Origin of the sequence: Phocaeicola faecium (assembly GCF_014837055.1) — a bacterium.
In the GTDB taxonomy this organism is placed as follows: Bacteria; Bacteroidota; Bacteroidia; order Bacteroidales; family Bacteroidaceae; genus Phocaeicola; species Phocaeicola gallinarum.
The window spans coordinates 451,447-472,112 of the sequence record NZ_JACSPQ010000001.1; the positions used below are offsets into that span (position 1 = coordinate 451,447).

Consider the following 20,666-nt stretch of genomic DNA (forward strand, 5'->3'; position numbering starts at 1 on the left):
CCAGCATGGAATTTATGGATTTCGAGATTGGACTTATGAAACATGAAAAGAATCAAAGAGTTTTATTTTGTGGGAGTCTGTTGTTTTTGTGCGTTAGGTTTGGTTCCTCCGAAGACATCAGACATCGGCATTACGTCTAAAGCGCGGTCTATTGCCTCCACTTCCTCATCGGTCAGCATCACATCTGTTGCCTCGGCATTCTCTTTCAGCCGGTCGGCTTTCCGCGTACCGGGGATGGGCACTATCCACGGTTTTTTGCAGAGCATCCACGCAAGGGAAATTTGGGCAGGCGTGGCGTTCTTATCTTCGGCTATACGGCGAATCAGTTCCAACAATTCGCGGTTTCGCTCGTAACTCTCCGGGCGGAATTGGGGCATCGTGGCACGATAATCGGTTTCGGCATCGAAGCAGGACGCCGGCGTATAGCGGTCGGACAGCAATCCGTTGGCAAGCGGCGAGAAAGCCACCAGTCCGGTCATTTCACGTCGGTTGGCAGGTGCGCCGTAAGCATGGCTCATCCCCATACATCCCAAGCCGACGGCAGACACACGCAGTCCGCGGGTTCCTAAGTTTCTGTATCTCATATCCTAATAATTTATTGGTTGATGATTCTTGTTGAATACTCCCGTTTGGCAGTCTCCGCATCCCGTTTCCCCTTAGCCCATAGTTGCCATGAGTTGACGATGTTCTGCCACACGATGTAACACTCGGCGCCACAGATATTGTTTTGATATCACACCGCAAAGTTACGCTGCCTGCGTTTATCCATCCATACACGGATTACAGATTGATGCACCAATTTCGACGAAAAGGAATATGAGAAATTGTTTTATACTGCTGCTGTTTCTTTCTTTTTTGCTTCGAATGCTTCCATTTCGGCGCGGCTACGGCTTCGTGTTACCATATATACACCGAGGAAAACAAGCACTATCGCGGCGATTTTAATCAGGTTAAACGATGAAGTGCCCCAGTAGAAAACCACGATACAGGTGGCTACGATAGGCTGTACGTAACAGTACATGCTGACCACGGTAGGGCGCAGATGCTTCTGACCGATAGGCGACAGCAGGTAACAGAAAAACGTAGCCCCGAATACCAGAAACGAAAGAGCAAGTATCAAGTCCGCATCCAGCGATGCCCAGTCTACCGCCACCAAATCGGTGTAAGAGAACGGGATGATGCAGATAACCGAATAAGTAAACATCCACTTCATCAAAGTAATGGCAGAATAACGGCTTATGAGGTCTTTAAAGAACACAAGGTAAGAGGCAAAACAAACCTCAGCAATGATGCAGATAATGTCTCCCCATATATTGCCGTCCTGCGTGGAAGCGGAATCTCCATTGCTCATAATAAGCAGAAAAGCGCCGATGGCTCCCATGAAAATGCCCAATACTTTCTTCGCCGTAACCGGTTCTTTCAGGTAGAAAGCGGCTATTATCATGGTAAAGATGGGGGTGCTGGTAGAAATGATGGAGGCATCTACCGGTGAAGTCATGCCCAGTCCGATGGTGTATACGCCTTGATTGAACACAATGCCCAGCAAAGCGGCGAAAAACAGTTTGAGCAAATCCTGATGGGGTACGTGTTCGGGCTTGGTGAAAAGTGAGGCTATCCAAAACAGGGCGGCAGCTCCCAGCAGGCGGATGTCGACTAACAATGTAGGAGTGATGACGCTGCTTAAAAAGATAAACTTCACAACGGGAGACATCAGTCCCCACATGAAATTGGCGGCAAACATAGAGCCATGACCTTTCAATTCGTTTCTTTCCATATTCTTAATGTCTGTATTTGTAAAACGGCGCAAAGGTACAGAGAAACGAAAGCGGATGATTGTAAGAATTATCCTATCTTTTGTATATTTGCGACATGAAAAAAGAAAATATCTTCCTGCCTTTCGAGGTCAAGGTGCGCCGATACGACCGGTTTCCTCTGCCGGAGCACCAGCATTCGTTCTTCGAACTTTGTTACATAGTTTCGGGGAGTGGAGAGTTTGTGTCGGAAAGTCAGCGATTCTCTTTCCGTTCAGGGTCTTTCTTCTTTATAAAACCGTATACGAATCATACTTACCGGCTGGCGGAGATGTGCGACATAGTTTATATCGGGCTGACCGATGCGTATGTCGACCGTGTGCTTGGGGCGGTAGAGAAGGAGCTCTTTTCGCTTCCGGTGCCTACCGATCTGACTGCGCTCATCGCCCGGACGGACAGCGAACGTATTTCCATGCTCATGGCGTGCATCCGCTCCGAGTATCTTTCGCCTTCTTCCGATACGTCTCGGATAGCGGCATGTTGGATTAACAGTATCTTGCTGATTTGCGTGCGTAACCTCAGACATCTGTTGGGCGATGCGCCACGTCCGGTAGCGGAGAGCGACAAGCTGATGTTAATGCTGCAATACATCGAACTGCATTTGGATAATCCGGAGCTACTTACGGCGAAAACCTTGAGCCAGCGGTTTAATACGGCTGAAACTTACATCGGGAAATTCTTTAAAGCGCGTACGGGAGAAAGTTTGAAGAGATATATCCTGAAATGCCGGATAAAGGTGGTAGAAGAGCTGTTGAACTATACGGATTTGCGCGTCAATGAGATTGTAGCGCGAACGGGCTTTGTAGACGAGAGCCATTTGACGCATACGTTTAAGCGGATAACGGGAGTTACGCCCCTTGAGTATAAAAAGAAGATAAATCAGAACATACGGTGAATGAACCGGTATTTGTATCACCGTTGAGGCTTGTATTTGTATCCCGCAACACACAGCGGCGTTGCGGGATAGCTTACGGACATATCTGAGCAGTGCGGACTGGAATCATTTGTAAAATCTTTTCATTTTATATGCTTTAAATTTGTTTCGCTGGAATATACTTTTTAAGGGACGACAAATTACAGAACGATGCACCCATTTTACAGACAATAAGTCCGAAAAAAATTCTACCGCAAGTGTATGCCAACGCTTGCGGTAGAAATGGTCAACGCATCCGCATGTGTTGGTATACGCTTGCGGTAGCGTTTTTGGAGACATATCGTCGGTTATGTTGCATAAGATATATGGAATTAGGGTTGAGCGAATCGGAAAATTTTCTACCTTTATGCCGATAACTTTGCTCAAGGATAAAGATTTGTAACAAACGAATGAATATGAAACGATTTATTGTAATGACAGTGGGTTGGCTGATGGCAGTCAACAGTATGGGGCAGCAGGCGTTATGGAGTGCAGACGGCATCATCTCGCCGGTGATAAACGAAAACCGTACGGTGACTTTCCGTATCTATGCACCTGCGGCGGAAAAAATGGAGGTAGAAGGCGATTTCCTTTCTCCGACGATGGTATCAACTCCGGTAGGCGAGACCGAATCGGCTGGTAAGGCTGTGATGACAAAGAACAGCAACGGGGTGTGGGAATATACGACTCCACCGCTCGTTTCGGAACTTTATTCTTATACTTTCTTAAATGATGGCTTGCGGATTACAGACCCGAATAACGTTTATCAGGTAAGAGACGTGGCTTCGGTAAGCAATATTTTCCTGATGAGCGGACAGCCGGGCGACCTTTACTCCGTGCAGGAGGTTCCTCATGGCAATGTGGCTAAGGTATGGTATCCCAGTCTGACTATGAACATGGACCGCCGCATGACCGTTTATACTCCTGCCGGCTATGAAGACAGCGAGCGGAGCTATCCTGTTCTTTATCTGTTACATGGAGCCGGAGGCGATGAGAATGCTTGGAGCGAACTGGGGCGTGCCGCTCAGATATTGGATAATCTTATCGCTCAAGGTAAAGCCGAACCGATGATTGTAGTGATGACCAATGGCAATGCTTCGCAGCAGGCTGCACCGGGAGAAGCGCCGAACAGCATGAAGAAACCTGCACTGTTTGTACCCGGTATGATGGACGGCCGTTTTGAGCAGGCTTTTACCGACGTGGTAAGCTATGTGGAAAGTCATTATCGGACGCAGGCTGACAAAGCTCACCGTGCCATTGCAGGCTTGTCGATGGGTGGTTTCCATGCCATGCACATCTCGGCACTCTATCCCGACACATTCGACTACGTGGGGCTTTTCTCTGCTGCCATCCATACCGACAACGATAGCCCGGTGTACACCAAATTTTACGAAAACCTCAACCGTCAGTTCAGCACTCCTCCGCAACTTTATTGGATAGGGATAGGGCGTACCGATTTCTTGTACAAGGACAATGCCGCTTTCCGCAGCAAATTAGATAGTCTGAATTATCATTACGAATACACAGAAAGTGATGGAGGACACATCTGGCGTAACTGGCGTATCTATCTGACTACCTTTGTGCAGCGCTTGTTCAAATGATATCATTCTGTTTTCTCCGTATCTGCCAAGAAACAGATACGGGGGAAAGAAAGATACTATATATTTCGGGAAATTCTACATGAAGTTTCGGCTTGAAATATGTATCTTTGGAACAGAGGAAAATGAAGGTATGGCAGAAACAGAAAATATTATCATAAAAGACACCCTTGACGGACTGGGTACGGATGCTTACAGCAATTATCTGGCACATGCCCTTTGTCTGGCAGGCAGTTGCAGACTGAGATACAACGGAGAGGAACGCGAGCTGCAAGCCGGCGATCTGATGATTGTCCGTAAGGGAAAGTTGGTGGAACACATCCGTCCGGCGGAAGACTTCCGGGTAAAGGTGATATACGTAACTTCTGAATTTGTCGTACTCTCCACGCCGCTCAGCAACTATGGCATGAAGGGTCAGCTTGCCCTGTTCCTCAATCCCATCATGAAACTGAATGCCGAACAACGCGAGTTGTGCCGCAAGGATTTCGAGATGGTGGAATTTCGGTTGGCACAGACCGGCCATCATTTCCGAAGGGACTTGCTGATAGCTTCCGTACAGCTGTTGATAATTGATTTTTTCGATTTTCATTCCCATCTTTATGGGGTTGACAACATCCCGCTTCAAAATGCTGCCATCATGAGCCGCTTCCTTAATATGTTGGAGAACGGGACGTACCGCGAACACCGCGAAGTGAACTGGTACGCCGATAAGTTGTGCGTAACTTCGAAATACCTGTCTGAAGTCTCCCGGAAGATAAGCGGTTACGCCGCCAACTACTGGATAAACCGTTATACGGTTCTCGACATCTCCCGCCTGCTCCGCGATAAATCCCTGACCTTCGTCCGTATCTCCGATATGTTCGGATTTTCATCGCCGGCCTATTTCAGCCGTTACGTACAGCAGCATTTGGGAGTAAGCCCGACGGAGTATAGGGGATGATATGCTTTTTTGGGGTAAGAAAGATTGGTAAGGTTTCCATGAGAGCGATAATAGAATCTGTGAATATGTGAAGAGTTTCTGCGTTTTGTATAAAAATAGTTGTTATGTATTGTAAATCTGAATTGATTGACTAAACCACGCTTCTAATGAAATCATCTTTGGAATTTAGACTTTCAAAACCGCAAGTTATGGCATTAGCCGGCAATCTCCATCACGATGAATGCGGCATCGAGGCAATGTTTGCTCAAATGAAGCAAACGAACAGTCCGTATGTAGCTCATAATGCAGCATGGGTGCTGTCTCACCTTTCTAAAGAGGACAAAGAAATTTATCTTCTTCCACACTATGGAGAGTTGGTTGACATTGCAATATCCACAAAGCTCTGTATTCGTCGTGGATTGGTATTGTCTATTCTCGCAGACTTGCCAATAAACGAGCCAAACGGTAAATTATTGGATTACTGCCTTATACATCTGGCTGACCTCAAAGAAAGCAACAGTTCACGTTCTATGATGATTAAACTTGCAGCAAAAATGTGTAAACCTTATCCTGAATTATGCAAAGAACTTATATTGTGTTTAGATATGATGCCACAAGATTCATCTCCAAGCATAGCAGCTGCAAAGAGGAATGCCTTAAAAATAATTCAAGCGTGAATAAAGAACATTCATGTAAAATGTGAGACTATCGTATTGGGAGAATTGTGATTAGAACAAGAATCTGTGAATATGTGAAGCGCATCCGTTTTGTATAACAAACCGCAAAAATGTAGGTACTTGCAGTAATTAGTGTAATAGTCGGCACAAGAATTATGCTGAACTTTGCAGCCGTATAAGTAATGAAATGATGAGAAGAATGACCTACATTGCAATCATAATGGCTGCTATGATGACAGGACTATGGTCTTGTACGGAAAAAATGGAAATCCCTACTGATATGAATGGAAACGGAACAACCAATACTGACAGTTTTCAGATTCAGATGACCCATCCTGTTCCCAATCAATACTTTTCGGAGGCAACAGAGCAGGGGCAGGTAGTAAGAATCGAATATGAATCGAAAGATTATACCCGCGATGACCGTCCTGCCACGCGGAAGCCTGCCTATGTCTATCTGCCTTACGGATATGACGAGAGCCGGCAATATGATGTGGTCTACCTGATGCACGGATGGACGGGAACGGTAGAGGAAACATTTGAAACATTGGGCGGCGCACAGAAGAACATTTTGGACTGGATGATTCAGCAAGGAGATTGCAAGCCTGTCATCGTGGTGTCGCCCACGTGGGACAAAGACAACCGGGCAAAAGATTGGGGTGAATCGTGTGAAGAAATCGCTGTGTTCCATAATGAATATGAGAATGACCTGATTCCTGCCGTTGAAAGCCGCTTCTCGACATACGCTGAAACGACTGACCGGGCAGGTATCGTGGCATCGCGTGACCACCGGGCTTTCGGTGGATTCTCGTTGGGCAGTGTGACGACATGGTATATCTTTGAACATTGTTTCGACTTGCAACGCTTTTTCCTGCCGATGAGTGGTGACAGTTGGCACGTTTCGACTTTTGGCGGACAGACGGTGCCGGAGCAGACGGCTCAGTTTCTTACTTCGGTAGTTCAGGCATCGCCTTACGGAACGGATAACGGTTTTCACGTATGGCACGCCGTGGGGACACAGGATGCACGCTTTTATCAGACCCATAATCAGGCGATGGCATGTATGCAGCTGACCGATGTGTTTACTCCCCATAACTTTTCTTACCACCAGCGAGAGGGAGGGCAACACGATTACAATTCCGTCGTGGAGTTTGTATATAATGCTCTGCCGTTTTTCTTTCCGCCTGAAGCGGGGCAATCTTTCACCCGCACCACCCGCATCAGTGATGTTATGAATGACCCGGCTTTCGGTAATTGGGGACGGCTGATTTTCCCCGTAGACGAGGGCTATTGGAGCGGCGAGACTTTGGAACAGTTGCGCTTGGTGTGGTATAACTACATAGACCCGGACAAGACCGTTGAAATCTGCAATTACCTGAAGGCACATGCCGGCAGCGTATTTCTTGACATTTATACGGAGGCCGAGAAGCAGGACGACCCGCAGAAGCGCAATACGGGACTGTTCTTTTTCCGGGGAAATCCGGGTGCGCCCTTTGCTGTCTGCAATGCCGGTGGTGCATTCGCGTATGTCGGAGCCATGCACGACAGCTTTCCCCATGCTCTTGAACTGTCCAAACTTGGGTACAATGCTTTTGCGCTTATTTACCGTCCGGACTATGCCTACGAAGACCTTGCCCGCGCCATCACTTATATTTATGACCATGCCGATGAATTGGGCGTAAGCGCTTCCGGCTATTCCCTTTGGGGCGGTTCGGCAGGAGCACGCATGGCGGCTGTGCTCGGCAATGAGGATTACTTGCAAGAACTCACCGGACGCACGGATATTCCGCAAGCCTCGGCTGTCATCATGCAATATACGGGTTATAGCATGGTTAGTTCGCAAGACGCGGCAACGTACGCCTGTGTCGGTACGAACGACGGCATTGCCTCATGGCGCACCATGCAACGGCGGCTGCAAGGTCTTTCCGGCATCGGTATCCCGACCGAATTTCATGCCTACAACGGGCTTCCTCACGGTTTCGGGTTAGGCACGGGCACGGTTGCCGAAGGATGGCTGACGGATGCTGTCCGCTTTTGGGAAGAAAATCGATAGCAGAAAAATATGTTATTATCTCGTACAAAGCCAATCCGTTACGATAAGTATCGTCCGCAATTCGGACAATCCGTAAAAAAGGTATGACTGTCTGTAATCTGTGTACAGACAGCTTCGCCATTCCGTCGTATTTTTGTAAATATAGAAAACCGATTAAACGAAGATAATATGGAAACAATCAAACTGAGCAACGGCGTGGAAATGCCGTTATTGGGTTACGGAGTGTTCAAGGTAGCTCCGCAGGAATGTGAACAGTGCGTCAGCGATGCGCTGAACGTGGATTATCGCCTGATTGATACGGCGCAGGCTTACTTCAACGAGGAAGGTGTGGGAAATGCCATCAGTAAGAGCGGGATTCCCCGACAGGATCTTTTTCTTGTTACGAAAGTATGGATTTCGAATGCAGGCGAGGAGAGAGCGGCAGCAAGCATCGACGAGAGCCTGCGTAAGCTGAAGACCGACTATATCGATCTGCTGCTTATCCATCAGGCATACGGCGATGTGTTCGGCTCATGGAGGGCGATGGAGAAGGCCTACCGCGCAGGCAAGGTGCGTGCCATCGGTGTAAGCAATTTTCAGGCAGGACGTTTCTACGACTTCGCTCATTATGTAGACGTTAAACCGATGGTGAACCAGTTGCAATGTAATCCGCTCGTCCAGCAACAGGGTATCGAGCCGCTTCTTGCGGAACACGACACGAAGATGATGGCATGGGGACCGCTTGGTGGTGAGGGTGCCGAAGGCGTGGTAAAGAATGAACTGCTTGCTTCCATTGGTGAGGGCTACGGGAAGACGGCTGCACAGGTGGCACTGCGCTGGCTCACGCAGCGGGGCATCGTCGCCATCCCTAAGAGCACGCATGTGGAGCGTATGCGGCAGAATCTGGACATCTTCGACTTTACGCTGACCGATGAGGAAATGAAACGTATTGCCACACTCAACTGTCACGATGCGGGAACGGTGAACTTCGGCGACCCGCAGTTTGTGAAGTTCCTGATTGAGACCTACGGGTAAAATAGGGTAGAGCTATACATTAAACAACGACGGGAAACATTGCAACAGCATGTTTCCCGTTGTTGTTTTAATCACTTGTCTTTTATACGCTTACCGTGTACCACGCAAGTATTTCAATGTAAATGGTAGAAGAAAATAAGAACGTCAGTTGAAACTTGTAAGTAGCGACGGTTGGGTAACGAAAGCGTCATGATTTACAGCCTTGCTCCCCACACCATCTTCTCCACATCCTCCAGTGTGGCGTTGAAGAAGCGTTTCTCCTTGTTGAGCGAGCGCATCTGCTGCATTTCCTCGTCGGTCAGGGCGAAGTCGAAGATTTGGATGTTCTCCTTGATGTAATCGGGGTTGGATGCACCGGGGATGACGGAGAATCCCTCTTGAATGTGCCAGCGCAAGATGACCTGTGCCGGAGTTTTGCCGTGGGCTTCGGCTATCTTCTTTATTACGAGGTCTTTGAACAAGGCACCGCCCGACATGGCACCTCCCAACGGGAACCAGCATTCCACCTGTATTCCTTCTTTTGCGGCTTTCTTGCGCATCTCCAACCGCTGGGCGTAAGGGTGGCACTCTATCTGGAGCACTTGGGGCTTGATAGTCGCTGCTTTCATAATTGTATTCCACACTTCCTCATTGGCGTCGAAATTGCTGATGCCGAGAGCACGTACTTTGCCCATCTTCACCGCCTTCTCCATGTCTTTCCATGCGCCTACGAAGTCGCCCACAGGCTGGTGAACATAGAGCAGGTCGATGTAGTCCAGTTGCATTCGTTTCAGCATTTCGTCGATGGCTTTCAGCGTCTTGCCTTCGCCGTATTCCGTGGGCCAGAGTTTGCTGGTAATCCAGATTTCTTCGCGCGGTATGCCACTTTCTTTCACGGCACGACCTACACCCGCTTCGTCCTGATAGGCATGGGCGGTGTCAATGTGGCGGTAACCTGCTTTCAATGCCGTAAGACACGATTGTTCGCACACTTCATCGCTGGGCTGGAGGAAGGTGCCGATACCGAAGCGGGGCATCTCTACGCCGTTGTTCAATTTAACCATCGGCACACCGGCCGTCGTTGTTTTCTCTTGTGCATAGGTAGCACATACGCCGCCACATAGTATCAAGGCGGACAGTAGAAGTTTTTTCAGTGATTTCATCTTTGTTGCTTTCTAAATTGATGTTTTCTATATTGGGTCGTTAATTTGTTTTTAACTGAAGTTGTTCGATTTTGTAATGAGCTTATTCTCAGTATTCTACGACTTGACCGATTGCTTGAAAAATTCTATGGGTAGCGTTGGTCGTTTCTATGGGTAGAACCGGTTAACGCTACCGCATAAGATGAATGACACTAACGGTAGCGTTTTTCGGAGTATATCGGCGGAGAATTTCTTCTTGCGTTTTCCCGTCAACGGAAGTTTAAATAAGTTCATTGCTCTGATGCAAAGGTAGGAGATGCGTATCATAACGGGCTTACAAAAACTTCGGGAGGATATGCCGTTTTTGCGGATAAATCTCGCATCAAGTCCGGACTCATCTTTGTTCATTGGGCGTTTTTATATTTGAATGACTTCATAGTTCCTGCTTCCCAGCCCGATGCGCTCTGCATATTCCACCACATGTACTCCGCTACGGCTTTCGATACGCTGGATAAGCGGACGGTTATTGTTACCGTCCGTGGGCGTTACGGCATAAACCAAATCGAGGCAGGCCTGCTCCAAAGCAACAGGGGCAGTCGAGGCAAGGATACCGATGTCCTGCATTTCGGGCGCGGCAGGATTAGAGTCACAGTCGCAGTCCACCGACAGGTTGTTCATCACGTTGATGTAGAGAATGCGGTCGCCGAAATACTCCGCCACGCTTTGTGCCGCTGCTGCCATTGATTCGGTGAAGTCGTTCTGCGATGCCATCGTGTTCCACAGGCGCGATACATCCTGCGTCCGTCCGGCGGAGTGGATATTTGTCTTTCCCCGGCGGGAGGCAATGCCTATCGACTGGTTCTTCAACACACCGCCGAAGCCGGCTATGGCGTGTCCTTTGAAGTGGGTGAGGTTAATCAGAAAATCATAGTTTGCCAGATGGCTGCCTACGAGGTTGTACTGAATGTGTGTCGTATCCTGTACGGGCAGTTGCATTTCACCTTCCTCGTCCATCAAATCCACATTGGCAATGTCAAGAAAACCGTGGTCGCGTATCGCCTGCCAATGGCTTGTAGAATCCGATCGTCCGCCTTGATAAGCAGTGTTGCATTCCACGATGGTTCCGTTCACCTCGTGCACAAGATCGGCTATGAGTGAGGGCTGCAAGTAGTGATGTCCTCCCGGTTCGCCTGTGCTGATTTTGACGGCGACACGTCCCGTAGCCTGTCTGCCCACTGCATGATAAACAGCAAGCAGTCCGGCTGCCGACAAGTCGGTAGTCATCCACACTTGCGATGCCGGACCCGTCGGTTCATCGTTGTCCGGTTCTTCGCCGGGTGCAGGTTCCGGAAGAGGTTCGTTGTCTTCCCCACAGGCAGTGAGGAATGTGGGCAATACGGCCGACGAGGTAAGGGAAGCAGCCATCCACTTCAGCCATTCCCTCCTGTTCATTCTTTTCATATCTGTTCCTCCTTATCAAAATTACATTCAGCATAACAGTTTGAATGCCGGCAGTCAAGGTATCTTTCGAGCCGGACTTCGGTATGGATATGCTTCAGACAATCCATTCTAAACGCCTGTTTAAATGCTTTTCCCCAATTCGTATGCCTGCCTCATAAAGCCGGTATTCTTCACACTGCCTTTCATTCCCACACCGGTAGCCTTTATCATGCCCCGTTCTGTAGGATTGGGCAGACACATCACGAAACCGCGAAAACCGGCTATGGCGAAATCGGCTGTACTTTCCTCTCGGGCGGCACAGGCATCGGCAAGACGTTGCTGTACGTCACCCATTTGCGAATCGAGGAAACCGTTGCGACGCACCAGCCCTGTATTGAACATGCTCAATGTGGCAACCGCCTTGAACCGTTTGTCAGTTTGTGCCGCCTTGAGTGTGTAACCTCCGCCTCCGCAGATGCCGAGGATACCGATTCGTTTGGCATCCACGCCGGGATATTGAGCCAAGATGTCGCAGGCGCGGCGGATGTCCTCAATACGGTTGGCAGGCTTGTCTACGTTGCGGGGTTCGCCCTCGCTTCCTCCTTGATAAGCTGCATCAAATGCGAGACAGATGTAACCCTGTTCAGCCATACGCTGGCTGTACAGACCAGCCACCTGTTCTTTGCAGCCTCCGTTGGGATGTGCCACGACCAGTGCGGGATACGTCTTCGATGCGTCATATCCGTCAGGCGTATATACATTGGCAACAATCTTCAGGCCGTTCAGGTCGTAAGTGATGCGGTGAATGTTCACTTTCCCTGTTTCATTCTGGGTTATGGCACCTCGATAGACCAGTCCGAATGGATTGGTATTGGGACTTTGGATGGTGGAGAAATCCGTCTCAGAAAATGCAGGTCTTGTCTGCGCAACCGATGTGCCTGCCAGCATAAGCGCGGCGCCACCGCATAACATAGTCTTGAATAAATTGTTCATTGTTTTTACTCTATTATAAGTTTGTTTTATTCGTTTGATTTCGGGAAGAAGAACGGCAGGGCATTGTACAGGTATTCCGGAATGGGACGGAACTCGTGCCGTGCGCCTTCTTTCTGATGGAAGGTCATATTCGTGGCATTGAATACATCCGCCAGCCGCGCCATTCCTTCTATTTGGAGCAATATTTCGCTGTAAGCCGAATCGTTCGTGCCGCTTGCCGCCCAGATATAGAAACCGTTTCCGGCATAGGGCGATTGCTGTACACGCTCTGCCAGATAAGCTGCCGTATCATCGGGACGGTTCATGCCGGCAAATCTGCCCAGCGACCAGCAGTCGCCGCTAACGGGCATGAAGTAGCGGAATGCGTTCAAGGTTTCATCGAAAGCATACCACGTGGTGACCGCACCCATCGAAAAACCGCCGATGGCACGGTGGTCGCGGGATGCCTCAATGCCTTCCGTATCGGTAGTTTCTGCATACGTGTGGTATCGGCTCTCAACAATGGGAATCAAGTCGTTTACCAACTCCTGCGGCAAAGCGCGGCAGTAGGGGTCAGCATCCGCATAGTTGGATGTCGGCTGCCCGTAGTTGTAGCTGGGAGTAACCACAATCATCGGGTCGATGTCGCCGTGTGCTATCATCTGGTCAAGTAGCTTGCATACCGCTCCGTCTTCGTCTTCGAAAGTAGAGGCCGCTGTGCTGTAATGCCCATGCACGAAGTAAAGAATATTGTACTGCTTCTGCGCATCATATCCGTAAGGCAGGTAAACATACGCAGTGTTCGTCCGCGCCATTCCCGTACCTTCCGCATAGTCTCGCGTGTCATAATCGATACGTACGATGCTGCCTTGTTCGTTCGCATCTTGGCCGTAGCCGTCGGGAATGGGTCGGGTTTCGTTTATCAATGGCGTATTCTCCCCGTTGTCAGAGATTACAGGTGTCTCGCTACCCGCTTCGTTCGCGTTACATGATGTGAGTGGCAAGGATAGCAGTAGCGCATAAATGAATGATATAAGATTACGTGTCATAATTTTTATTTGATGATTCCTATTTCGCGAAGCCAATTCTCCACGCCGCCGGTGTTCCGTCCGCTGGTGCCGAAACCTTCCAGATGTTCAGCCTCCGGAGTAAGGTCTACGATGCGTTGCAGGGTGGCATCGCGTCCCGATGAAGCGTAGGTGCAGAACGGGATAATGGTTTTGCCTGCCCAGTCGTACGCATCGCTTTCGAGGAACGACCATATCGGCATCGGCGCATCGCCCCACCACACAGGGCATCCTACGAAGATGATGCCATATTGTTCCATATTCTCCACGGTTCCGCTGAGTTCGGGCCGTGTGCCGTTCTCTAATTGCTCCAGTGCCACCTGCGTACATTCCGTATAATTGTCGGGGTAGGGCGTGACGGTTTCGATGCGGTAGAGCGTACCTCCGGTCAGTTCGGCGATGCGTTCAGCCACAGTGCCGGTATTGTTGCTATGGGTAAAGTAGGCAATGAGAATATTACTGTCTCCCGAAGGTTCGTCGGGAGTATTAGGTTCGTCCGGTTCATCCGGTGTTTCGGGCTGTCCGGTTCCCGGTTGTTCTTGCTGTACGGGGTCATCGTCCCCGCAGGCATTGAGAGTGACGGCTGCCAATGCCATCATCAGGTAGATAAAATACTTTTTCATTGCGATATGCTTTTTAGAGATGTTAAGTGATGAAAAACGCTTGCGGTAAAACCAAACTACTCTCCGAATAGAAACAGTCAACGCATCCGCATGAGTTGGATAATACTAACGGTAGCGTTTTTCGGGGTGTTCCAACGGAGAAGACCTTACAGCGTTTGTGTTGGATAAGACTGTTATAACAGGCTTATTATTACTTCATTCCATTAACCATTTCCGTCATCTGGCGCAGTTTACCTTCGGTGATTCCCTGACGCAGACAGATGGCAGAGTGTGATTTCAGCATCGGCTCCACGCCTTTCCCCAAAGCGGAGAGGATAGACACTGTGGCAAGTTCGCGCTCCTGCCACGTCAGCAGGTCACGTTCGAAGATGTCGCAGAACAGATGCTCTTTCAGGTATTGCTCGATGATGGGAGCAAAAGCGGCATATCCGGTCTTGGGGGCGTTCTTTGGTGCACCGCTCAGCTTTTCAAGAAGCTCTGCACCGCGCGTATATTTGTCGCGGTTGTCGTTGACGGGCGTTGCGTCACGTCCTACGGTGTCGGTGATACCCTGCGCCTTACGTTCGTCCAGCACTTGCATAAAGGTCTGCAGGGCACGCAGGCTGCGGGGAAAGCCGCAATAAGCATAAGCATGTACCAATACTTCTTTAATCTCGTTCACGGTCATTCCGTCGTCCAGCCCGCAAGCAAAGGCGGTTTCCAGATTCTCCAAGTTGCCGGTGGCGGTATTGGCGGCAATGGCAACGATGCTCTGTTGGCGGAGACTGAGCGTGTCTGTCTGTTGTGCTAGCAAGGTTCCGCAGCAAGCGAGCAGTGAAAGTGTTAGGGATAAAATCGTTGTTCTCATAAACTTATCTGTCATTAAATTGGTTCTGATACAAAATTACGGCAGATGTTTTTACCCGTCCATACACAGATTACTGATTGATACACCAATATCAACGAAAGAAAACAGGGAAGCCCGTAAAACCGATGGTTAAGCCATATCGTCCCCGGTCTTGACCACCGGCACACGGATGGTTTTCGTCGGCTACTGTTTTCCGGCTCCACATTGGGGTCTATGCGGTGTTGCCAATAAAGGTCAATATGGTCGGTATGAAGGCGGCGTAACGAACCTTCCACTTCTTCCCGGATACGCTTAGGCGATGAATCTGCCAGTACAGGCCACGGCCATGATACGGAACGATCCATCGTAATGCCGAACTTGGTAGCAATCTCTGATATTATTTTGTCAGTTATCTAATCCTTTTTCTTTCAGCCAAGCAGACATTACATCCGCTACTTCCACGTTGTTCAAGTCGGCAAAAGGGAAATGGGTATTGCCCTTAATGCCTAAGTCGGGTAAGTGAATTACCTGTGCATCCCCTCCGTGGCGGTTGATGCAGTCGACGAAAAGACGCGCCATTTCGAGGCGGGCACGCCACGTGTCCTGTCCCCAATGCTTGGTAGGTTGTTCGGGAATGTTGTCGCCATAATAAATGACGATAGGAATACGTGTCAACTTCAGAAACTTGTCCATAGATGTGGAATCTGCTTCCAAAGCCTTTTCCGGTCCGCTGTGGGGAATCGGGGAGGGTACCTCACCTTTAGGAAAGATAAAGCTGCTTCCCGGTTCGTAAGCAATCACCGCACGGGTATTACTGCTCTTGATGGCAGTGAGCCAACCGGGACCACCGCCCATGGAATGAGTAATCAGGATGCCGCCGCCAATCTTGTCCATCAGGGCAGACAAAGCATCCGACACGACCTCTTTGTCGAACGCACCGGTATTGGGCGTCACTTGGCGCATGAATTGTTCCCATGCTTGTGGGGCAGGAGAGAATTGTACGCCGGGGAAAGGGTCTGGCCATACGCCTACACGGAATATCTCAAACTGAAAAGCCTCATCGGGCACAGCGCGAAGCGTGTCCGATACGGTGCTTTTTCCAGCTTTGCCCCGTCGTGGCTGGTCGGCCAGATAGACGCTAAATCCCCGCCGCAGGAAGATGTTCTGGAAGCCTTCCCGTCCGTCGGGTGTCGTCTCCCATGTTTTGGCTGATTCGCCGTTACCATGCAAGAATACCAATGGCAAAGAATGTGTCTTTTCGGGTATTTGATAAAATACGTAAGCATGGTCGCCGTGCAAAGTCTGTCCGGCTGGATTTGTCGGATTGTTTTCATCGTAGCTGCCCGGAACTGTAATTACCGAACCGCCAACCAGAAAGCTGCCCTGTTCGCGGATGCGCAACATGTTGTCATCGTCCGTTCTCCCACAGGCGGAGAGCAGGAAACTGCACACTACGAGGGATGTAATGATACTTTTCATATACGTTGTCTTTTATTTGTTTTGATAAGACAAAGTTACGTTGGATGTAACTGTTCGTCCATACATGGATTACAGAACGTATCACCCATTTTACAGCATATTAATACTTCGGTAAATTTCTTAAACGGGGATTTGTTCGGAAACCGTAATCGAGGTATTTTTGATGGTTATGCAGGTATCCGAATTGATGGACTTTGCGATTACTTTTGCAGAAAATTTGTAATGTAAAATTATGAGGCATACAGTAATAACGATGATTGCAAGTTTGTTAGCTATGAGTACAACAGCCATTGCCCAACAAAATCCTATGCCGGGAAAAGACGGAAATAAATATGTGTCGTAGCATCACCGGACATCAATACGGAGGTTTTCAGTGCGGCTGTGGATTATTCTTGTATCGTTCTGTTTTATGAAACCTTTTCGTCCGGTTACAGCCATACACGGTTGGGACAGATTGATAACCCCGAAGGGCTTGCCGCAGCTTTAGGGGATGGATACGTGAGTGTGAGATTTGCAATAACAAAGAGTACGGACCGCAACATTTAGTGAAATGGATGCCTATCCCATGAAAGGAAACAGGCATCCATTATTGTGTTGTTTTACAGCTTCCAGCCAGAGATGCTTTCTTGTATTTCCCATAAATGAGAATAAAGTCCTTTTTTTCGGACAAGTTCATCGTGTGTGCCTTGCTCCTTTATCATTCCGTTATCCAAAACGATGATTTGGTCTGCATCCTTAATGGTTTTGAGCCGGTGGGCGATGACGATGACGGTGCGTCCTTTGATGAGCGTGTCAATAGCCTTTTGTACTTCCATTTCATTTTCGGGGTCAAGCGAAGCAGTCGCTTCATCCAGCAGGATGATTTGTGCATCTTTCAGGATGGCACGGGCTATGGATATGCGCTGTTTTTCTCCACCCGACAAGGTGCAGCCTCCTTCGCCCACCATCGTTTCGTAACCCTGAGGCAAGCGCATGATGAAGTCATGGCAACAGGCTTTTTTAGCTGCGGCTATAATATCCTCTTCCGTAGCATCTGTTTTTCCGAAGCGGATGTTGTTGCGTATGGTGTCCTGAAACAGATACACGTCTTGAAATACCATGGAAATATGTCTCATCAGACTTTCGGGATTTATTTCGTTCATAGGAACTCCATTAAAAAGGATGCGCCCTTTCTGCGGGTCATAGAAACGGGCACAAAGTTTCATTACTGTACTTTTCCCGCTTCCCGAAGGGCCGACGATAGCTGTCAATGAATTCTTTGGAAGCGTAATATTTATATCGTGCAACACTTCTTTGTCTTGATAAGCGAACGATACGTGTTCAAAACGGATGTTGCCTGCCATCGGAGATTGTTGCTCTCCTTTCATTTCTGTCTCATTCATTAGTGAAAGGATGCGTCCTCCGGCAATGGAAAAGTAGCGGAACTCCGCAAAATTAGTTAGGGCAGAAGTCAGCGGATCAAACACACGCGAGCCGACCACAAGAAACAGTACGAAAACAAGCAGCGATAGCTTTCCTCCCAACAGGAGATAAGTTCCGCACAGTACCATCATCGTCAGTCCGGCGCGTACCAATGTAATGCTCAACAAGACAAACGGGCCTAACAAGGCTTCCTGACGGATGCAGGCACGGCGAAGTTGGGCAAACGCATCGCGCAACCGGACAAAGCGGTCGCCTAATAAATTGTAGGCTTTCATCACCCGGATGCCTTGCAGGTATTCTTCCAATCGGTTTCCTGCATTTATTTTTGCTTGAATTTGCCTGCCGCTCAGTTTCCTCTGTGCCTTTGTGCTTGCCCACAAGACGAGGAAGGCAAGCGGCAAAGCTGCAAACATGCTGACCGCCATTCTCCAGTCAATCCAGACCAGCGAGGCAAAAGCCAGTACGGGCATGACCACAGCGCCCATCAGTTGGGGTAGGTGGTGCGAAATTCCGGTTTCTGCCATCATAAAGTCCGTAATAAGCATGGAAGATAAATCTCCGGGGTCGCGTTTTGACAGAAATCCCAGTGAAAGTTTCCGCAGATGCTCTGCAAGCGACAAGCGTCCTGAAGCACTCATTTCGTATGCTCCCCTGAAATTGGCGCGGTAAGATGCCCGTTCCGCCAAAGCCATTACCAACATATAAACAACCATAATGCCGAATATCCACCACAGGCGGGGCGTGTCAAGCGGTTGTCCGCTTCCGTCAAAAGCATTGAATATGATGCGTATCGCCTCAATGGAGAGACAGAACGGTACGATATTGACTAAGTTGGCAAGCATGGTGTAGCCCACAGGTTTGTAAAGTCGTTCGGTATGTCCTATTGTAATGTTTTTAATTGCGTTCATATCTTGTTCTCCTTTTCAATTTTTGTTCAACGTCCAGTGGTAAGCGCTTGTATAGGCATCCCACATCTTCTTATATGTGCCATCTGTCACGGACAAAACTTCATGCTTCCCGTTTTGTGCAATCCTTCCTTCTTTCATGACAACAATCTTACCTGCGGAAACAACAGAAGAAAGGCGGTGCGCTATCACAATAACCGTCTTTCCCTTCATCAGCGATTGCAAAGCTATCTGCATCTTATACTCGTTTTCCGGATCTGCAAATGCCGTTGCTTCGTCCAGTACCAGTATCGGCGCATTCTTCAATATGGCGCGTGCCACACATATCCGTTGAGCTTCTCCTCCCGACAGGAACACGCCTTTGTCACCGATTCTTGTTTCGTAGCCCTGCGGCAAACGCTCTATGAAGTCGTGACATTGAGCGGCTTTAGCGGCGTCTACCACCTTTTCTTTTGTTGCATCAGGAGAGCCTACGGCGATATTCTCATACAGCGTATCGTAAAACAGAAACGTATCTTGAAAGACGAACGACACCAGCTCCATCAGTTTTTCCATAGCTATTTGGCGGATATTTACACCTCCTATAAGTATTTCTCCTTGCTCCACATCCCAAAAGCGTGGGATTAGGTTGGCTACCGTAGACTTGCCGCTTCCCGACGGACCGACAAGGGCCGTTATTTCTCCTTGCGGTGCCACGAAACTGACATCACGCAAAGCCTCTGTCCGTGTCCCCTGTTCCGTGTTCTCGTAAGCGAATGATACATGGCGGAACTCCACATCGTAGGTTGAAGGTGTCTGTGGGTGTTCCGGTTCCGGTAGAGGCTGTTTTTCCAAGATGTGGTCAATACGGCTTACACCTTCATTGATGTCGCGCGTGTTACCTCCCAAGAATGTCAATTTATAAACGGGAGAAGCCATACCCGGTCCCATGATGATAAAAAACAGCCATACCACTGCCAACGACAATGATTGAGGGCTGGCTTGCATCAACAAGATGCCCATGGGGAGAATGAACGTCACCATCGAATTCAGCAGGACCGTAAATGCGACCATCCCGTTCTGGTAGGTGTCGCAACACTTCAAGGCAAAGGTCTTGTACGCCTGAATCTCGGCATTGAACTGACGGAACGAACGGACACTCTGCCCGAAAATCTTGACAACGGGCATTCCCCGTACATACTGCACGGCGGATGCGCTCATCTTTTCCTGTGCATCGTAGTAGATGCCCATGAACTCTTTTGCCTTTTTCCCCATGAAATTAGAGAATTGCAGAAATAAGCTAAGTGCCACGACTGCCAAACAGACCACCGTCAGCCACACATCCAAAGAGAAAAAGATGACCAGCATTACCACTACCGTTGCCATTACATTGACCAAATCCGGAATGGTATGGGCGATGAAACCCTCTATTTTCTCAATGTTTTGGTCCATTGTTTTCTTGATGGCTCCCGTAGAGGTATTGTTCAAATATCCCAAAGGCAGTTTGCCGATGTGTTCAGACAGTCGGACACGCAGGCCATACAGGATGCGGAACGCTGCAACATGGGAAGACATTAGGGCGGCATATAGCAACACCAGTCCGCCGATAAGCCCTCCGAACGCTATCCATCCCCAGCTTATCATATCTGTACCATTTACCGAAACCGGACTGCCTCCATGTGTCAGCAATTCCTTCAGAACTTCATAAACAGCCCAATAGGGCACAAGCATACAAACTGCGCTGCCTGCCGACAAGATTCCTGCCAGTATTAGCAACCCTTTCTTTTGTCCCGCAATCTCAAACAATCGCGCCAGACCTTCTTCCTTCTTTGTTTTATCCATCGTAA

19 protein-coding genes are annotated in these 20,666 nt (G+C 48.9%); 7 read left to right on the forward strand and 12 right to left on the reverse strand.

What is annotated here, in order from left to right; all coding sequences use genetic code 11:
- Positions 1 to 62 precede the first annotated feature (62 nt).
- Positions 63 to 584, reverse strand: a complete 522-nt coding sequence (locus H9626_RS01940) for an aldo/keto reductase (protein WP_191709378.1) — start codon at positions 582 to 584, stop codon at positions 63 to 65.
- A gap of 245 nt (positions 585 to 829) precedes the next feature.
- Complete coding sequence (locus H9626_RS01945; RefSeq protein WP_191709379.1) at positions 830 to 1,774, reverse strand: DMT family transporter; 945 nt, start codon at positions 1,772 to 1,774, stop codon at positions 830 to 832.
- Positions 1,775 to 1,869: 95 nt separating this feature from the next.
- Between H9626_RS01945 and H9626_RS01950 the strand changes: the two genes are divergently transcribed.
- The 6 genes from H9626_RS01950 to H9626_RS01975 all read left to right on the forward strand — a co-directional run bounded on the left by H9626_RS01950 (position 1,870) and on the right by H9626_RS01975 (position 8,985).
- Positions 1,870 to 2,706 carry an AraC family transcriptional regulator gene (locus tag H9626_RS01950; protein WP_191709380.1) on the forward strand — a complete coding sequence of 279 codons (837 nt, stop codon included), beginning with the start codon at positions 1,870 to 1,872 and terminating at the stop codon, positions 2,704 to 2,706.
- A 434-nt stretch (positions 2,707 to 3,140) separates the two neighbouring features.
- Entirely contained in the window at positions 3,141 to 4,325 is a 1,185-nt protein-coding gene (locus tag H9626_RS01955) for an esterase (RefSeq protein ID WP_191709381.1), read from the forward strand.
- Positions 4,326 to 4,455: 130 nt separating this feature from the next.
- Positions 4,456 to 5,262, forward strand: coding sequence for an AraC family transcriptional regulator (locus H9626_RS01960; RefSeq protein WP_178256433.1), 807 nt, complete (start codon positions 4,456 to 4,458; stop codon positions 5,260 to 5,262).
- A 146-nt stretch (positions 5,263 to 5,408) separates the two neighbouring features.
- A complete protein-coding gene (locus tag H9626_RS01965) occupies positions 5,409 to 5,918 on the forward strand; it encodes a HEAT-like fold family protein (protein ID WP_191709382.1) in 510 nt (169 codons plus the stop codon).
- Positions 5,919 to 6,117: 199 nt separating this feature from the next.
- Complete coding sequence (locus H9626_RS14855; protein WP_225230850.1) at positions 6,118 to 7,971, forward strand: alpha/beta hydrolase-fold protein; 1,854 nt, start codon at positions 6,118 to 6,120, stop codon at positions 7,969 to 7,971.
- A gap of 168 nt (positions 7,972 to 8,139) precedes the next feature.
- Complete coding sequence (locus H9626_RS01975) at positions 8,140 to 8,985, forward strand: aldo/keto reductase (RefSeq protein WP_191709383.1); 846 nt, start codon at positions 8,140 to 8,142, stop codon at positions 8,983 to 8,985.
- 194 nt (positions 8,986 to 9,179) lie between these two features.
- Here the strand turns inward: H9626_RS01975 and H9626_RS01980 are convergent, their stop codons facing one another.
- The 8 genes from H9626_RS01980 to H9626_RS02015 form a co-directional block, all read right to left on the reverse strand.
- Positions 9,180 to 10,127 carry an aldo/keto reductase gene (locus tag H9626_RS01980; protein ID WP_225230851.1) on the reverse strand — a complete coding sequence of 316 codons (948 nt, stop codon included), beginning with the start codon at positions 10,125 to 10,127 and terminating at the stop codon, positions 9,180 to 9,182.
- Positions 10,128 to 10,523: 396 nt separating this feature from the next.
- Positions 10,524 to 11,567 carry a DUF362 domain-containing protein gene (locus H9626_RS01985; protein ID WP_191709384.1) on the reverse strand — a complete coding sequence of 348 codons (1,044 nt, stop codon included), beginning with the start codon at positions 11,565 to 11,567 and terminating at the stop codon, positions 10,524 to 10,526.
- A 120-nt stretch (positions 11,568 to 11,687) separates the two neighbouring features.
- Entirely contained in the window at positions 11,688 to 12,539 is an 852-nt protein-coding gene (locus tag H9626_RS01990) for an alpha/beta hydrolase (protein ID WP_225230852.1), read from the reverse strand.
- Between the two features lie 26 nt (positions 12,540 to 12,565).
- On the reverse strand, positions 12,566 to 13,567 hold the full coding sequence (locus tag H9626_RS01995; protein WP_191709385.1) for an alpha/beta hydrolase: 1,002 nt from the start codon (positions 13,565 to 13,567) through the stop codon (positions 12,566 to 12,568).
- Between the two features lie 5 nt (positions 13,568 to 13,572).
- Positions 13,573 to 14,208: a flavodoxin gene (locus H9626_RS02000; protein ID WP_191709386.1), complete on the reverse strand. Its 636-nt coding sequence runs from the start codon at positions 14,206 to 14,208 to the stop codon at positions 13,573 to 13,575.
- Between the two features lie 190 nt (positions 14,209 to 14,398).
- Positions 14,399 to 15,055 carry a carboxymuconolactone decarboxylase family protein gene (locus tag H9626_RS02005; RefSeq protein ID WP_225230853.1) on the reverse strand — a complete coding sequence of 219 codons (657 nt, stop codon included), beginning with the start codon at positions 15,053 to 15,055 and terminating at the stop codon, positions 14,399 to 14,401.
- Positions 15,056 to 15,069: 14 nt separating this feature from the next.
- Entirely contained in the window at positions 15,070 to 15,447 is a 378-nt protein-coding gene (locus H9626_RS02010) for an aldo/keto reductase (protein WP_368735172.1), read from the reverse strand.
- Positions 15,440 to 16,513 (reverse strand): alpha/beta hydrolase, encoded by a 1,074-nt coding sequence (locus tag H9626_RS02015; RefSeq protein ID WP_191709389.1) that lies wholly within the window; start codon positions 16,511 to 16,513, stop codon positions 15,440 to 15,442. The genes H9626_RS02010 and H9626_RS02015 overlap by 8 nt, the downstream gene beginning before the upstream one ends.
- A gap of 381 nt (positions 16,514 to 16,894) precedes the next feature.
- On the opposite strand from H9626_RS02015, the gene H9626_RS02020 reads away from it, so the two are divergent.
- Positions 16,895 to 17,059, forward strand: coding sequence for a cyclophilin-like fold protein (locus H9626_RS02020; protein WP_346341894.1), 165 nt, complete (start codon positions 16,895 to 16,897; stop codon positions 17,057 to 17,059).
- Positions 17,060 to 17,112: 53 nt separating this feature from the next.
- On the opposite strand, the gene H9626_RS02025 is transcribed toward H9626_RS02020, so the two are convergent.
- Both H9626_RS02025 and H9626_RS02030 read right to left on the reverse strand, forming a co-directional pair.
- Positions 17,113 to 18,843: an ABC transporter ATP-binding protein gene (locus H9626_RS02025; protein WP_191709390.1), complete on the reverse strand. Its 1,731-nt coding sequence runs from the start codon at positions 18,841 to 18,843 to the stop codon at positions 17,113 to 17,115.
- Positions 18,844 to 18,858: 15 nt separating this feature from the next.
- Positions 18,859 to 20,661 carry an ABC transporter ATP-binding protein gene (locus H9626_RS02030; RefSeq protein ID WP_178256418.1) on the reverse strand — a complete coding sequence of 601 codons (1,803 nt, stop codon included), beginning with the start codon at positions 20,659 to 20,661 and terminating at the stop codon, positions 18,859 to 18,861.
- Between the last annotated feature and the right edge of the window lie 5 nt (positions 20,662 to 20,666).

Coding starts and splice junctions, on each gene's coding strand:
- H9626_RS02015 (WP_191709389.1), bottom strand. CDS start 16,513: ATGAAAAGTATCATTACATCCCTCGTAGTGTGCAGTTTCCTGCTCTCC.
- H9626_RS01975 (WP_191709383.1), top strand. CDS start 8,140: ATGGAAACAATCAAACTGAGCAACGGCGTGGAAATGCCGTTATTGGGT.
- H9626_RS14855 (WP_225230850.1), top strand. CDS start 6,118: ATGACCTACATTGCAATCATAATGGCTGCTATGATGACAGGACTATGG.
- H9626_RS01940 (WP_191709378.1), bottom strand. CDS start 584: ATGAGATACAGAAACTTAGGAACCCGCGGACTGCGTGTGTCTGCCGTC.
- H9626_RS02025 (WP_191709390.1), bottom strand. CDS start 18,843: ATGAACGCAATTAAAAACATTACAATAGGACATACCGAACGACTTTAC.
- H9626_RS01990 (WP_225230852.1), bottom strand. CDS start 12,539: ATGAACAATTTATTCAAGACTATGTTATGCGGTGGCGCCGCGCTTATG.
- H9626_RS02005 (WP_225230853.1), bottom strand. CDS start 15,055: ATGAGAACAACGATTTTATCCCTAACACTTTCACTGCTCGCTTGCTGC.
- H9626_RS01965 (WP_191709382.1), top strand. CDS start 5,409: ATGAAATCATCTTTGGAATTTAGACTTTCAAAACCGCAAGTTATGGCA.
- H9626_RS02000 (WP_191709386.1), bottom strand. CDS start 14,208: ATGAAAAAGTATTTTATCTACCTGATGATGGCATTGGCAGCCGTCACT.
- H9626_RS01985 (WP_191709384.1), bottom strand. CDS start 11,567: ATGAAAAGAATGAACAGGAGGGAATGGCTGAAGTGGATGGCTGCTTCC.
- H9626_RS01995 (WP_191709385.1), bottom strand. CDS start 13,567: ATGACACGTAATCTTATATCATTCATTTATGCGCTACTGCTATCCTTG.
- H9626_RS01960 (WP_178256433.1), top strand. CDS start 4,456: ATGGCAGAAACAGAAAATATTATCATAAAAGACACCCTTGACGGACTG.
- H9626_RS01955 (WP_191709381.1), top strand. CDS start 3,141: ATGAAACGATTTATTGTAATGACAGTGGGTTGGCTGATGGCAGTCAAC.
- H9626_RS01980 (WP_225230851.1), bottom strand. CDS start 10,127: ATGAAATCACTGAAAAAACTTCTACTGTCCGCCTTGATACTATGTGGC.
- H9626_RS01950 (WP_191709380.1), top strand. CDS start 1,870: ATGAAAAAAGAAAATATCTTCCTGCCTTTCGAGGTCAAGGTGCGCCGA.
- H9626_RS02030 (WP_178256418.1), bottom strand. CDS start 20,661: ATGGATAAAACAAAGAAGGAAGAAGGTCTGGCGCGATTGTTTGAGATT.
- H9626_RS01945 (WP_191709379.1), bottom strand. CDS start 1,774: ATGGAAAGAAACGAATTGAAAGGTCATGGCTCTATGTTTGCCGCCAAT.